At 65.1% G+C, this 14,184-nt stretch carries 15 protein-coding genes; 6 read left to right on the top strand and 9 right to left on the bottom strand.

What is annotated here, in order from left to right:
* Window positions 1-9 precede the first annotated feature (9 nt).
* The 8 genes from PspR32_RS16045 to PspR32_RS16010 form a co-directional block, all read right to left on the bottom strand.
* A complete protein-coding gene (locus PspR32_RS16045) occupies window positions 10-555 on the bottom strand; it encodes a cupin domain-containing protein (RefSeq protein ID WP_010226800.1) in 546 nt (181 codons plus the stop codon).
* A gap of 72 nt (window positions 556-627) precedes the next feature.
* Window positions 628-1,836: an MFS transporter gene (locus tag PspR32_RS16040; RefSeq protein ID WP_051636791.1), complete on the bottom strand. Its 1,209-nt coding sequence runs from the start codon at window positions 1,834-1,836 to the stop codon at window positions 628-630.
* Between the two features lie 94 nt (window positions 1,837-1,930).
* Window positions 1,931-4,432 (bottom strand): TonB-dependent siderophore receptor, encoded by a 2,502-nt coding sequence (locus PspR32_RS16035; RefSeq protein WP_159388868.1) that lies wholly within the window; start codon window positions 4,430-4,432, stop codon window positions 1,931-1,933.
* 85 nt (window positions 4,433-4,517) lie between these two features.
* A complete protein-coding gene (locus PspR32_RS16030) occupies window positions 4,518-5,471 on the bottom strand; it encodes a FecR domain-containing protein (protein WP_159388867.1) in 954 nt (317 codons plus the stop codon).
* Window positions 5,468-5,998: a sigma-70 family RNA polymerase sigma factor gene (locus tag PspR32_RS16025; RefSeq protein ID WP_010226805.1), complete on the bottom strand. Its 531-nt coding sequence runs from the start codon at window positions 5,996-5,998 to the stop codon at window positions 5,468-5,470. Before PspR32_RS16025 ends, PspR32_RS16030 begins: the two co-directional genes overlap by 4 nt.
* Window positions 5,999-6,086: 88 nt before the next feature.
* A complete protein-coding gene (locus PspR32_RS16020; protein WP_010226806.1) occupies window positions 6,087-7,340 on the bottom strand; it encodes an OprD family porin in 1,254 nt (417 codons plus the stop codon).
* A 133-nt stretch (window positions 7,341-7,473) separates the two neighbouring features.
* A complete protein-coding gene (locus tag PspR32_RS16015; RefSeq protein ID WP_159388866.1) occupies window positions 7,474-8,004 on the bottom strand; it encodes a cytochrome b in 531 nt (176 codons plus the stop codon).
* The gene (locus PspR32_RS16010) at window positions 8,001-9,053 is read right to left on the bottom strand and encodes a catalase family peroxidase (RefSeq protein ID WP_159389396.1); all 1,053 of its coding nucleotides are present in this window, start codon (window positions 9,051-9,053) and stop codon (window positions 8,001-8,003) included. The genes PspR32_RS16015 and PspR32_RS16010 overlap by 4 nt, the downstream gene beginning before the upstream one ends.
* Window positions 9,054-9,178: 125 nt before the next feature.
* Here PspR32_RS16010 and PspR32_RS16005 point away from each other — a divergent pair, with 125 nt between their 5' ends.
* From PspR32_RS16005 to PspR32_RS15980, 6 genes are all read left to right on the top strand, one after another.
* A complete protein-coding gene (locus tag PspR32_RS16005; protein WP_036996182.1) occupies window positions 9,179-9,688 on the top strand; it encodes a sigma-70 family RNA polymerase sigma factor in 510 nt (169 codons plus the stop codon).
* Window positions 9,685-10,434, top strand: coding sequence for an anti-sigma factor family protein (locus tag PspR32_RS16000; protein ID WP_010226811.1), 750 nt, complete (start codon window positions 9,685-9,687; stop codon window positions 10,432-10,434). Before PspR32_RS16005 ends, PspR32_RS16000 begins: the two co-directional genes overlap by 4 nt.
* Before the next feature lie 75 nt (window positions 10,435-10,509).
* Window positions 10,510-10,845 carry a DUF2790 domain-containing protein gene (locus tag PspR32_RS15995; RefSeq protein ID WP_159388865.1) on the top strand — a complete coding sequence of 112 codons (336 nt, stop codon included), beginning with the start codon at window positions 10,510-10,512 and terminating at the stop codon, window positions 10,843-10,845.
* Between the two features lie 238 nt (window positions 10,846-11,083).
* Entirely contained in the window at window positions 11,084-11,593 is a 510-nt protein-coding gene (locus PspR32_RS15990) for a sigma-70 family RNA polymerase sigma factor (RefSeq protein WP_010226815.1), read from the top strand.
* Window positions 11,590-12,537, top strand: a complete 948-nt coding sequence (locus PspR32_RS15985) for a FecR domain-containing protein (RefSeq protein WP_036996180.1) — start codon at window positions 11,590-11,592, stop codon at window positions 12,535-12,537. The genes PspR32_RS15990 and PspR32_RS15985 overlap by 4 nt, the downstream gene beginning before the upstream one ends.
* Window positions 12,538-12,618: 81 nt before the next feature.
* Window positions 12,619-12,870, top strand: a complete 252-nt coding sequence (locus tag PspR32_RS15980; RefSeq protein WP_010226819.1) for a hypothetical protein — start codon at window positions 12,619-12,621, stop codon at window positions 12,868-12,870.
* 20 nt (window positions 12,871-12,890) lie between these two features.
* On the opposite strand, the gene PspR32_RS15975 is transcribed toward PspR32_RS15980, so the two are convergent.
* On the bottom strand, window positions 12,891-14,180 hold the full coding sequence (locus tag PspR32_RS15975) for a sensor histidine kinase (protein ID WP_159389395.1): 1,290 nt from the start codon (window positions 14,178-14,180) through the stop codon (window positions 12,891-12,893).
* Between the last annotated feature and the right edge of the window lie 4 nt (window positions 14,181-14,184).

The following is a 14,184-nucleotide window of genomic DNA, read 5'->3' as shown; positions in this document are numbered from 1 at the left end:
CCCCCGAATCTAGAAATTCGCCGGCGTGTTGGCGCTGATGATCTCGGCCTCGTCCTGGCCGATGTTCTTGAAGCTGTGGGGCAGGGTGGTGGGGAAGTAGTAGCCGTCGCCCGAGTTGAGGATGCTGACCTGGCCATCGACCCGCAACTCGATGGTGCCTCGGGTCACCAGGCCGCATTCTTCGCCTTCGGCATGCACGATCGGCTCACCGGAATCGGCGCCTGGCGCGTACAGCTCGCGCAACATGCGCATCTGCCGGCCCTCGACACTGGCACCCACCAGCAACATGCGCAGGCCGCTGTTGCCCAGGTCTGGCTGCTCGGTGGAGCGGAACACAAAGCGCTCCTCGCGGATCGGCTCGTCGAAACTGAAGAACTCCGCCAACGACATCGGAATGCCTTCAAGCAGCTTTTTCAGGGAACTGACCGACGGGCTGACGCGATTCTGCTCGATCTGCGAGATCGTCGAGTTGGTCAGGCCACTGCGTCGAGCCAGCTCCCGCTGGGAGAGTTTGTTGCGTTCACGCACCAGTTTGAGTCGTGTCCCCGTGTCCATAGCCGCCTTATGTGTCAAAAATTTTGGGCGAGGCATTAAAGCACATTCGGCCAGGCTTTAGCGGCCCACCTGTTAGGCGGGCTTTTTCGGCTGCGGCCACAGGCCTACCAACAACAGTAACGCAGCGACAATCAGGTATGGCAGGCGCGGATCAACGGCATAGATCAGGGTCCCGGCCAGCGGCCCGATGACCACGCCCAGCCCCTGCACCGCGCCGATGGAACCGGCCGTGGCGCCTTGCTCGCTGGCGTCCATGGCATTGGCCGCCAGCGCCGAAAACGCCGGGAACACCCAACCCATGCCACAGGCCGAAACAAAGAAACACGCCCACAGCCCCACGGCACTGCTGGCCAGGGCGCTGGCGGCAAAACCCACGGCGGCGATGCTGGCGCCGACGCGGATCATCCGCAGTGGTGGCCACTCGAGCTTGCGCACCAGGATCTGCGAGAGGATCAGCGCCACGCCGACCATGGTCAGGGCAACCCCGGCGGTTTGCGCGGCATCGGCCGGGGCCATGCCCAGGCGGTCTAGGGCGAAGAAACCGACGGTGATCTGCGCCACCGACACGCTGAGCATTGCCACGAAGGCCACCAGCAAGGGCCGGCGCAGGCGCGGGTCGGCCAGGCGTACCGGGCGTGGCGGTTGCTTGATGTGCAACTCCTGACGCTTGAGCTTGAGCAGCAGCACCAGGAACGCCAGCATCGGTAGCACCGCCATCCCATAGAACGGCAGGCCCAGGCTGTAGCGGGCCAGGACCGCTGCCAGCGCCGGGCCGATCACCAGGCCGAAGGCGTTGGCCGCACCCAGCGAAGCCATTGCCCGAGCGCGGTGCTGAGGTTCGATGTTATCGGCAATCAGCGCTGCGCCAGCAACCGGCAGAGCGGCGTAGAAGGCGCCGATCAAGCCGCGGCCAAGCACCAGCCCGGCAAAGGCCAATGCGGCGCTGGGCAGCAGGTGCAAAGCAGTGTCGATGAACAAACACAACGCCCAGTAGGCGGCGGTGAAGCCTGCGGTGCCGAGCAGCAATACCTTGCGCCGCCCCAGGCGATCACTGGCGCGGCCCCAGGGGCGGGCCAGAAGCATCCAGATCACTCCGGCAACCGTGACTGCAATACCTGCCTGCCAAGTGGCCAGGCCCAGGGTGCGGGCAATCGGGCCGATCAAGGAAACGAAGGCCATCAGCGCCATGGTGCAGGCCATGTTGGCCGCCAGTAGCGGGCGCAGGTCGAAAGAGGAGCGCTCGGCTGAAGCGAGCACGGCAGGGTCCGTTGCAGTGGTCATGGGCTATCCAGGGCAGGTGAGGGCAAGGCGGTCGACGACCGGCACAAGATGATAACGATTATCATCGGCTGGCGTCGACCGCAAATCACCGGCGTCAGAAATCGCCTTTGAGGGTCACCATGAAATTGCGCGGCTCACCATAGAAGTTACCCCAGGCCAGGGCGCCGACGCTGGAGTAGTAGTGCTTGTCGAACAGGTTGTTGCCGTTGACGGCAATGCTCCAGTTGTCGTCCAGCTGGTAGCCCAGGCGCGCGTTCCAGATCGCGTAGCCGGGCTGTACGGTTTTCGCCGCGCGGTCCTGGTAGTGGTTGTCGCTTTGCGCGTTGACCCCGCCGCCCAGGCTCCAGCGTTGCAGCGGCCCGTCCAGTTGGTAGTCGGCCCAGACCCGCAGCAGATGGCGCGGCACGTAGCTGGCGGTGAAGGTCGCGTCTTGGCTGGTGCTGTTGGTCTTGAGGTACTCAAGCTCGGTGTAGGTGTAACCGGCCAGTACCTGCAGGCGCTCGGCCAGCTCGCCGCTGAGTTCGGCTTCAAAGCCCTGGGCGCGGACCTTGCCCTTGTCGCTGTAGCAGTAACCGTCGGAGGAACCGGCGCACACCGAATCGTAATCGGCTTCGGCGCGGTGCGCCTCGATGGTGCGGAACAGGTTGAACGCCGCGTTCAGGCCGCCATCGAGCCATTCGCCCTTGATCCCCAGCTCATAGTTGGCGCCGGTCTTGGGTTGCAACGGGCTGCCCTGGGTATCGGTGTAGGTGCCCTGGGGCTGGAAGATGTCGGCGTAGCTGCCGTACACCGACCAGGTGTCGTCCAGGTCGTAGATCAGCGCGGCAAACGGCGTGACCTGGCCGTTTTCCTGGCTGCGGTCATGCTGCCAGTAGTCCCAGGCCTGGGTGTAGGAATCGCGCTGGCTGCGGTACCAGCTGACCCGGCTGCCAAGCACCAGGGTCAGGGGCTCGGCCAGTTTCAGGCGCAAGGTGGCATAGGTGCCCATCTGCCGCGTGTCGCTTTCCACCGGCAGCGGGCCGCCGCGGTAGGAGGCGGTCTGGTACAAGCTGTCCGGCGGCTTGGGAATGTCGCGGTTGGGGGCGAAGGGGTCCATGGTCACGCCGAGCAACTGGGTCATGTTGATCAGCGCGTAGCTGTCGCTGCCCTTGGCCCGGCTGGCGTTGGCGCCGATGATCAGTTCATGCTCCAGGCCCCAGGCGTTGAACTTGCCGTCCAGGTAGGCGTCCATGCCGTAGTCGTGCTGGTCGTAGTCGAACACGCCGGAGTACAGCTGGTTGTTGGCCGAGCTGCTACCGACCGGCACGCTGCCCAGTGTCATCGCGTACTGCATGTCCTGGGTGTTGTGGCTGTGCATGGCGGCGACCTTCAACCGCCACTGGTCGTTGAAGTGATGGGTGAGGTCGGCGAACAGGTTGACCCGCTGGCTTTCCCAACTGTTCCAGGTCGCGCCCAGGCAGGTGGAGCGCGACAGCTTCAGGTCCGCACCATTGCTGTAGCGCGGCAGGCCCTGCCAGCAAGGGGTGGCGTTGAGCTTCTCGTAGGCGGCGCCGATACCGAGGGTGGTGGCGTCGTTGAAGTCGTAGTCCAGGGCGCCGTAGACCACCTGGTCGTCGCGCTTGCCCATGTCGTAGAAATACTGGCGGTCCTGCCCGGCAACCACCAGCCGGCCACGCAGGCTGCCGGATTCGTTCAGCGGGCCACCGGTATCGAGCTGGGCACGGTAGTTGTCCCAGGAGCCGGCCGAAAGGCTGACGCTGGTGGCGGCCTTTTCCTGGCCGCGCTTGCGGATGAAGTTGACCCCGCCGGCAGAGCTGCCAGAGCCCTTGAGCATGCCGGCGGCGCCGCGCAGCACTTCGACACGATCGTAATAGGCCATGTCGCTGGCAAAGCTGTTGGCCTGTACGTAGTTGCCACCCAGGTCCAGCGGCACGCCGTCGTACTGGTACTGGCCGGCGAGCATGAAACCGCGCGAGTAGAAGTATTTGCCGCCCATGGGCGAGTCATGCACGGTGATCCCTGGCGTCTTCTCCATCACCTGTTCGAGGGTAGTGAGGTTTTGGTCATCCATCATTTTGCGGGTGATCACCGTCACCGACTGCGGCGTTTCGCGCAGTGAGTGCTCGCCCTTGGCAAAGCTGACCTGACGCACGGTGAGGCTGTCGGTGGTTTCCATGTGGGTGTTCAGGGTGCTGGCGCCAATGGTGGTGGCGCCCAGTTCCAGCGCGCCATCACTGGCCGGCAGCGGGCGGATCGAGTAGCTGCCGTCGGCCTGGCGGTAAGCCTGCAGGCCACTGCCAGCGAGGATCCGGCTCAGGCCTTCGAGTACCCCGTAACGCCCCTGCAGGCCCGGGCTCTGCTGGCTGCTGGTCAGTTGCGCGTCGTACGACAGGTTGACCCCGGCCGCCGCCGCAAAGCTGCCCAACACCTGGCTCAAGGAACCCGCGTCAATGGCAAATACCTGGCCGTTACTGGCGCTGTCGGTCTCTGCTGCCTGGGCAACGTCGAGGGGCAATAGGGGCATGACCAGAGCGGCGGCAAGCAGGTGTCGGCCAATCAGCTGGGGGAGGAGGGCACGGGGGAAGCGGGGTTGCATGGAAATCCTCTTCGTTCGCAAATGAGATTATTTCCTACAGAGGCGGACGAACGAAAAAAAACAGGCACCCCTTGCTGAAAGAATTTCAACTCAGGCCAACGCTGACCCAGAAGCGGTTGTACCGGCGTACCTGAAGCTTGAACGACGTGGCCAGGGCCGACAGCGCCGCATCGCTGTTGGTGAGGGAGAAGGTCCCTGAGACGCGTAGCCCGTTAAGCTCACTGGCGTAGGACAACAGCCCAGGGCGGTAGCGGCCGAGTTCTTCGAGTACATCGCCCAGGCGCCAGTCCTCGACGATCAGGTGCCCGCTGGTCCAGGCCGCTTCGCTGCTGGCGACGGCCTGCGTGGCGTGGACCGCATGGCTGTCGAACTGGCAACGCTGGCCAGCGTCCAGGCGACGAGCCGGCGCCTGATGCGGGTTGATGCGCACCGCCTGCTCGAACACCTCGACCTGGCTGGCGGCTTCGCGCTGATCGACGCTGAAGCGCGTGCCCAGGGCTTCGACCAGGCCTTGGGCGGTTTCCACGCGCAAGGGGCGTTGCCGGCTGTCCTTGCCGCTAGTCAGAAAAACCCGCCCGTGACGCAGGCGAATCAGTCGTTGCTGAGCATCGAAGCGGATGTCCACGGCGCTGGCGGTGTCGAGCACCAACTGGCTGCCGTCGGCGAGGGTCAGGTGACGAATTTCACCGGTGGCACTGTGCACATCCGCCAGCCAGTGCTGCGCCGGCTGGCTGCGATAGCTGGCCCAGCCGCCAAGACCAAGGCCGCTGGCCAGCAGCAGGCCCTTGAGCACGCTGCGCCGGGGCAGGCCTTCGGCTTCGCTACGCTGCAAGGTATCGAAGGCGAGGCCGCCTGGCACACTGGCCAGGCGCCCCTGCAACTGCTCGACCCGCGCCCAGGCCCAGCGATGCTCGGCAGCGCTGGCCAGCCATACCTGCCAGGCCTGGTGCAGTTCGGCCGGGGCATCGCCGGCGGTCAGTTGCACATGCCAGCGGGCGGCGGACTTCAGGGCTTGGCGCTGGCGCTCGCGGTCAGTCATGGCTGAGCATCGTAAGCGAGCAGCAGGCAGCGCTCGGTGGTCTTGATCAGGTACTTTTTCACCGTGGTCAGTGACACACCCAGGGCCTCGGCAATTTCCACGTAGGTCATGCCCAGCCAGTTGGCCATCAGAAACGCCTTGCGTGCCTTGGCGCCGCAGCCCGCCAACAGTTGGTCGATTTCACGCAGGGTCTCCAGAATCAGCACCTGCTCTTCGCTGGAGATCTGTTCGGCTTGCGGTTGCGCTGCCAAGGCTTCCAGGTAAGCGCGCTCCAGTTGCTGACGACGGAAATGATCGATCATCACCCGCCGCGCCACCGTCGCCAGGTAGTTGCGCGGCTCACGCAGCAGGCGCACCAGCTCCAGCGCCTCGGAGGAGGCGAGGATGCGTACGAAGGTGTCCTGCATCAGGTCCGCCGCCCGTTGCGGACAGCTCAGGCGCCGGCGCAGCCAGTGTTGCAACCACAGGTGATGGTGCTGATAGAGCTGGCCGAGTTCGGCATTGGGCGGTGACGGCGGTGCGCTCATCCTGGCTGCATCCCGGAAAAATAATGCAGATGATAAGCATTCCCAAAAAACTAATAAAGCGTTGTTTTCACACGGCCGCCACCTTTGCTTACCAGAGCGCCAGGGTGTAGCCGACAATCAGCCGGTTCTCGTCGATGTCCGTGGTCAGGCCGCCACTGGAACGGAAGGTGGCGTTGCGCAGCCGCACGCTGACATTTTTCAGCGGCCCGCTTTGCACCACGTAGGCAATGTCGGTATCGCGTTCCCATTCCTTACCGCCGCTGACACTGGCGGTTTCGATATGGCTGCCATTCACGTAGCGGGTCATGAAGCTCAAGCCCGGCAGGCCGAGGGCGGCGAAGTTGTAGTCGTAACGCGCCTGCCAGGCATCGGTTTCAGCCTTGGTGAAGACGTTCACGGTGACCAGGTTGACCGAGTAGGGGTCCAGGCCCGGGTAGGCAAAATCGCCATCGCCTGAGAGGTTCTGGTAACCGAGGCCGAACTTGTGTGCGCCCACGCCCAGGGTCAGCATGCCGTTGAAGAAGCGGTTGTCGATCTTGCCGCCGTCGACCCGCGAGGCCGCGCGCAGGTTGTGGCTGCCCTGTTCGCGGGTGTCGAAGTAACGCAGGTCGCTGCGCAGGTTGATGCCTTCTGCCAGGGGCAGGTCGTGGACCAGCCCGGCGTAGTGCTGGCGGTAGATATCCTGCATCTGCGCGTAGTAATAGCTGACGGCCAGGCGCGGGTTGATCGCGTAGGTGCCGCCGGCCAGGTCCAGGTGATTGCTCTCGACCCCGGCGTAGCTCATCTCGTCGTTGCTTGAGGAGTCGCGCAGGTTTTGTTTTTCCAGGCGGCCGAGGTTTAGGGTCAGGCCGTCGATGTCCTGGGAGGTCAGCAGGCCGCCGCTGTAGGTCGAAGGCAGCAGGCGCACGTCGTTGATCGCCGCCACCGGCAGCATCGGTTGCAGGGTGCCGAGCTTGAGGGTGGTTTTGCTGACCCGCAGCTTGGCGGTCAGGCCCAGTTCGCTGTAGTCGTCCACCGGCTCCTGGCTGGCGCCGAAGGGCAGCAGGCCGGTACCGCGCCGGTCGCGGCTGGCGTCGAGCTTGACCCCCAGCTCGCCCAGGGCATCAAGGCCAAAGCCTACGGTGCCTTCGGTAAAGCCCGACTCCATTTTCAGGATGAAGCCCTGAGCCCATTCCCGCGCCTGGCTCTGCGGCGCGCCGCTTTGGCGAAAGTCACGGCTGAAGTAGAAGTTGCGCGCCTCAAGGCTGGCCTTGCTGTCCTTGATGAACTCGGCCTGGGCGATGTAGGGGGTGAATGCGGCGCACAGGCCGGCACTCACCGTCAGCGAACGGGGCAGAAGCATTGGGGGCTACCTTTCTTGTTGTTGTGTGTGGCGGGTGCCAGGTGTCTCTGCCTATATTGTTAACATATTATCTTTATTTTTGAATAGACCTCTTGCTGGTAGAAATGGCCTGGAACGGAAATTAATTAATATATTAATCCTTTGGCAGTGGCCCCGGCCACATGCTGCGCAGCACGGCGTCACGGCGTACCAGCCCGTGCACCAGCGCCGCACCCAGGTGCACCAGCACGCTGGCAAACAGCACATAGGCCAGCCAGCCGTGGGCCTGGCGCAGCAGGGCATACAGTTGCAGGTCGTGGGGCACCAGCGCCGGCAGTTGCAGCGGCAGCGGATAGCCGCCGGCAGACTGCATGCCCCAGCCCAGCACCGGCATCGCCAGCATCAGCCCGTACAGCAACAGGTGCGAAGCTTTCGCCGCCCAGCGCTGCAGTGGCGGCAAGTCGTCGGGTAGCGGCGGGTGCGGCAGGCTCAGGCGTACGCCAATGCGCACGATCACCAGCAGCAACAGGGCCAGGCCAATGGCCTTGTGCAGGCTGATCAGCCAGGTATGGCGCGGCGACAGGTCGCTGACCATGCTCACGCCAACAAACAGCATGGCCAGGATCAGCAGCGCCATCAGCCAGTGCAGGACGCGGGCCAGGGGGTGGAAGGCAACAGGTTTCATCGGCGAGCTCCCAGCTGCGCGGCTTCACGGCTGCGGCGGTTGAAGGATTCCGAGTAGGCCGCCGAGCGCGCCGCGAGGATCGGGTCGGCCGAAGGCTGGATGCCGCTCGGCAGAATCAGCGGGTCGAAGTTCAGGTCGCGACAGGCGCCTTGTTCCGCGGCATCGACCTGGTCGATCACCAGGGTGCCGGCGTTTACCGTGGGCCGCTGCGCAGGCCAGGGCTGGCTCGGGTCATCGACGGCATCGCCGGCTGCGGCCAGCGTCAATTGCAGGGTCCAGCGCAGCGGGCCCTGGTTCAGGCGCTGGCGTAGGTCGTGTTGCAGGTAGTCGTTGTCGTCGACCTGAGCCGGCAGGGCGGCGAACGGGGTTTGCGGCAACAGGCTCCAGCGCACGTAGCGGGCCTTGCCAGCGGCATCGATCAGGGCAAAAGCGTTGATGCTGTTGTAGCTGGAGCTGGCGAAACTGTCCGAGGCTTTGTAGTCCTTGGCCCATTGGCGAAAGGCGGCGCTCTCCGGGTGGGCGGCAAAAAATGCCTGCAGGCGCGCCGGGTCCGGTTTGCCGGAGGCCGGGTCGGGGGTCATGGCCAGCACTTGCTGGTAGAAGGCCTCGGGCGTGCCCACCGCCAGCACCGGCGGCGTGTTCATGCCGGTGCGCCACTGCTGGCCATCGTCGCTGCGCAGTTGTAGCGCCAGGCTGCGGGCCGGCACGCTGGCATCAGGGCTGTGGGGGTTGGCGCCGCCGATGGCGAAGCGGCCGATTACCGGCACCCTGGCCTGGCTGAACACCCTCGCAGTGGACAGCTTCGCCGCAGTGCCGCTGCTCTGAAAGTAGCCACTGACGCACAGGCCCTTGGCGTGATTCTTACGGTAACCGGGGTAGTGCCCGGCCTGGGCTTCGAAGGTGTCGATAATGCGCTTCGGGGTCAGGCGCTCGGCGCCGATCCAGCCGGCGGCATAGGCAAAACCTGCGGCCAGGGCCGTCAGCCCGAAGCCGATGGCAGCCAGGCGCAAGGCGCGCGGGCGACCGTGTAACGGAGTGCTCATGGCGATGATCCGGGTCAGTGAATGAGCCCGTACGACGCGTGGCGCAGAATTTTATTCCAGCATCAGGGAATAATTCTTCACCGCCAGCGTCTGCTTCGTACACTGATCGCCTACAGGCCAAGACTGCGGCAATGAACGAACTAGACGACGAGCAATTACGCCAGATGCTTGAGCGCCTGCGTCGCTTCGCCCTGTGGCTGACCCGCGAGGCCAGCAGCGCCGACGACCTGGTCCAGGCCACGGTCGAGCGCGCCTTGAGCCGCCGTGGTCAACAACGCGAAGACGCCAGCCTGCGCGCCTGGCTGTTCTCGATCCTGTACCGGCAGTTTATCGACGGCAAACGCCGCGAACGCCGCCAGGCACGTTGGCTGGCCTGGTTCGGCCGCAGCGAGGAGGCGGGCAGCAACACCGAAGATATCGTCGTTGCCCAGTTGGGCCTGGCAGCGTTCGCGCAACTGCCCACCGAGCAGCGTGCCTTGCTGTTGCTGGTCAGCGTTGAAGGCCTGAGCTACAAGGAGGCTGCCCTGGCCCTGGATGTGCCGATTGGCACGGTAATGTCACGCTTGTCGCGCGCCCGCGCGGCCATGCGCGAACTGGCCGAGGGCGACACACCGCCCCCGGCGCTGCGGAGGTTGAAATGAGCTTGATCCCGTCCGAACACGAACTGCACGCTTATGTCGACGAGCGCCTGGACAGCGAGCGGCGGCGGGCGGTGGAGCTGTACCTGGCGGCCAACCCCGAGCAGGCGGCGCGGGTCGAAGCCTGGCGCAACGATGCCCGCCAGCTGCGCGCGGCGCTGTCCGGCTTTGCCGCGCAAGCACCCAACCCGCGCCTGGACCCGGCCAACGTGCGCCGTGAGTTGCGCCGCCGGCGGCAACGGCGCTGGGCCAGTGCTGCGGTACTGCTGCTGACCCTGGGCATCGGCGGCCTGGGCGGCTGGCAGGTGCGCGAGGCGAGCCTGCTGGCCAGCAACCCGCCGATGGCCGATGCCGTGCAGGCCCATCGGCTGTTCGCCGATGCCAAGGCCCTCGACCTCAGCGCCCAGGACCCGGCGCGCCTGCAGGCCTGGCTGGGCCAGCACTTTGCCCATGTCGGCACTTTACCGGACCTCTCGGCCTACGGTTTTACCCCGCTAGGTGCGCGGCTGCTGAGCAACGAGCAGGGGCCGGCGGCGCTGTTGTTGTTTGAAGACGCCCGGGGCCAGCGGGTCAGCCTGTTCCTGCGCTCGCCGGGTGAGCACTATGCGCGCATGCCCAGTGGTGAGCGAACCGACGGCCAGCTGCAGGCCCGCTACTGGTCGCGAGGGGACTACAACTACGCCCTGGTCAGCGCCGCATCCGACCGCCGAGGCGAGCAATTGCGTCAGGCGCTTGGTATCACTTTGTAGCTGAAATGCCATTAGGGGCGTAAGCTCAAAGCCGTTGTTACTGTCGTCATTTAACTTTATTCGAGGTATCCGCCAATGAAGCGCACGCAAGGTTTGGTATTGGCCGCAGTGGTTCTGCTGGCCGGCCAAAGCGCGCGGGCTTCGGCACCAGAGGTAAAGGATGCGCGTCTGGTTGCCCATGAGCAGGCAGTGCAGGCCTATGCAGCAAGAACCGGCAAGACCGTCCCCGCGATCCAGGATTTTGCCTACGGCAAATCTGTGGATGTCGCCCGTCTGATCGAGCAAACACCCATGGCCCGCGGCTGCGAAGCGGCGCCAATGCTGATGACCTTTGAAGACTCCAGCGGCCAGCTGGTTACCCTGCGGTATCGGCTCGAAGGCCAGTGTCCGCGCTTTCAGTCAACGCGATAACGCGCCCCGGCAGCGGCGAGGGATCGTCGCTGCGCCACGCCAGGTGAAGGCCCAACCGCGGACTGGTGTCTTGCAAGCGGCAAAAGCACACACCCACTGCGCGGGGTATCGGCCCCCACAGTGCGGGAGGTGCGCCAGCGCTGGCAGATGATAAAAGCCGTGTAATAGCGCTTGGATTGCGCCAGGGTATTAATTAGAATCAATCTCATTTGAGTCTGATCCATCCAGGTGCGTAGACATGAGCGAAGCGGCGAGCCCAACCGAGCAGACCCTGCATGGCCTCTATCGGGAGCATCGCAGCTGGCTTGAACGCTGGTTGTATCAGCGCTTGGGCAACCGCTGGGATGCCGCCGACCTCAGCCAGGACACCTTCCTGCGGGTGCTGGCCAGCCCCCAGGTGCTTAGCGAACTGCGTGAGCCGCGGGCCTACCTGCTGACCGTCGGCAAGCGCTTGCTGGTCAACTTCCACAAACGCCGCAGCCTGGAACAGGCCTACCTCGAGGCCCTGGCCAACCTGCCCGAAGCGCAGATGCCGTCACCGGAACAACGCTGGTTGCTGCTGGAAACCTTGCAGGCCCTGGACGAACTGCTCGATGGCTTGCCACCAGCAGTGCGTCGGGCGTTTCTCTGGTCGCAGCTCGAAGGCCTGAACTACGCACAGATTGCCGAGCGTCTGGCTGTCAGTGAGCGTACGGTCAAACGCTACATGGCTCAGGCCTATGAGCATTGCCTGTTGGTTGATCTATGAACCGCACCTTCAGCCGCGAATCCCGGCAACTGGCCCGCACGGCGGCGCGCTGGCTGGCCTTGCTCGATTCCGGGCGCGCCAGCGCCGACGACTTGCAGCGCTTGCAGTACTGGCGCGCGGCAAGCCCGCAGCACGAGCAGATCTGGCAGCGTGCCGAAGGCTTGCGCCAACGCTTTCAGGAGGTGCCGCCAAGCTTGGCCATGGCCAGCCTGGATCGCCCCGAACCGAACCGTCGTACCTTGCTCAAGCGCGGCCTGATGGTAGCCGTGTTGCTGCCTGCTGGCTGGCTGCTCAGCCAGCAGACGCCGCTGCAGGCCTTGCGCGCCGACCTGCGTACCGCAGTGGGTGAACGCCGTGGCGTGCGCCTGGCCGATGGCAGCCTGCTGCAATTGAACACCGCCACAGCCGTCGACCTTGACCTTGTTCACCAGCGCTTGACTCTGGTCGAGGGTGAGATCGCCCTGAACGTCAGTCGCGCCCAAGCCCTGCACGTCGAGCTGGGCATGGCCCGGGTGAGCGTTGGCCAGGCCCAGGTGTGCCTGCGCCGCGATGCCGAACAGTGTCGCATCGCCGTGCTGCATGGCTCGGTGCAGGTGCGGCCGCGCCACGGTGCGGCGCTGGCCTTGCAGGCCGGCGATCAACTGACCATCAGCGCCGACGGCAGTGGCGCCATGGACCGTTTCGATCCCCATCAACCGGACTGGCGCGACGGTGTGCTGAGCGTCAACGACCAGCCGCTGGGGCAATTTTTGCGTGAGCTGTCGCGTTATCGGCCGGGTTGGTTGCGCTGGGAGCCGGCGCTGGAGTCGCTCAAGGTTACGGGGACCTTCCGCCTGGATGACACCGACCGGGTGTTGACCTTGCTGGCTGCCAGCCTGCCGCTGGCGGTGCAGGCACGCAGCCGCTACTGGATCACCCTGGTGCCGCGGCAGAAAGCGGCATGAACGGGGCCTGGTATTTTTGCCAGTAGCGCACCCGCTTGCAGAGGGTGATGATGCCGGTTCAAGGGCTGGAGCCATGCGGACATGGACGACGACAACAAAGAGCGTCTTCGCCTGTATCAACCTGGAGACACCGTGGTGCTGTATGGCTGTTTTGCCGCCGAGTACGGGGTCATGGACAGCCAGTCAGGCGAAGTACGCCGCATCGACTGGGGCGCGCACCAATTGCAGCTGTACTTCGCCTGCGATGATGAATGCCGCTGCATTCCATTCGCCAGCATCACTGCGGTGCTGGTACCCGGCCACTGCCGCGCCGCAGTAGCTGATCAAGGCTGAGCGTGGCCGCGCCAGCGGCTTCAGGGCAGTTCGATCTGCGCGCACAGCCCACCGCTGGCCCGGTTGCTCAAGGTCAGGGAGCCGCCGATGGCCTGGGTGAGCTGCGCGGCGATAGCCAGGCCCAGGCCGGTGCCGCCGGTGCTGCGGTTGCGCGAGTTCTCCACGCGATAGAAGGGCTGCAATACCGCGTCGAGCTCTTCGGCGGGAATCCCCGGGCCCTGGTCGAGCACGCGAATCACAGTGCTGTGGTTGGCGCTGCTGTGCACCTCAAGCTGCGCCGCGCCGGCGAACTTCAGGGCGTTGTCGATCAGGTTCACCAGCACCCGGCGCAAGGCTTGCGGGCGGGTCTCGATCAGCGCGCCGTTCTTGCCGTGCAGCTCGACCGGCTGGCCGCTGTCCTGGTAGTCGAACACCAGGCTGTCGAGAAAGGCATCGAGGTTGACCCGGCACGGCACCTCGCTGTTGCCATCGATGCTGCGGGCATAGGCCACGCCTTCGCGCACCAGGTGTTCCATGGCCTCCAGGTCGCTCCAGAATTTGTCTTTGTCGAGGCCATTGTCCATGGCTTCGACCCGCAGCTTCATGCGCGTGATCGGCGTCTGCAGGTCATGGGAGATCGCCGCCAGCAGTTGCATGCGCTCTTTCAGGTAGGCGCCGATGCGCGCCTGCAAGGTATTGAAGGCCACCGCGGCATACACCACTTCCCGTGGGCCACTTTCGTCCAGCTGTGGCCCCGGGGCGTTGGGGTCGAGCTGGTCGACCGCTTCGGCCAGGCGGGTCAGCGGGCGGATCGCGGTTTTCACCGCCAGCCAGGTGCACAGCAACAGCACCGCCAGCTGGATCAGCAGGACCACGGGCAGCCAGCTCGACATCGGCACCGGCGCCGGGGTGACGTCTACAGTCAGCGGCTTGCCATCGGCTAGGCGCAGGCGCACCTGGAAGTGCGGTGTGGGCCCGGGGATGTTCTGGTAGTCCAGCGCGTACTGGCCGCCCAGGGCCTTGCTGATGGACAGCGCGGCCATGGGCGCATCGTCCATGCTCAGGCGCTGGCCGGGCTCGCCGCTATCAAGGCGGTAGCGGTAGGTGCGCCGCTCCAGGCGCGGCAGCCAGGCGGCGCGTTCAGCGGCCGGCAGGCGGTCGAGGATGGCCACGGAGGTGGCGACGTCCTGCTCCAGGTTACCGAGCATCATCGAGCGCGAGCTCTGGTAGCGCTCGTAGAACTGGAAGCTGAACGACAGCCCATAAGCCAGCACCAGGCCGGTGAAGAAGATCAGCGCCAGGCGCGAGGCGAGGGTGCGCGGCCAGCGCAACAGG

The sequence above is a fragment of the Pseudomonas sp. R32 genome, from assembly GCF_009866705.1.
In the GTDB taxonomy this organism is placed as follows: Bacteria; Pseudomonadota; Gammaproteobacteria; order Pseudomonadales; family Pseudomonadaceae; genus Aquipseudomonas; species Aquipseudomonas donghuensis.
This window is presented reverse-complemented; position numbering and strand designations above follow the sequence as displayed.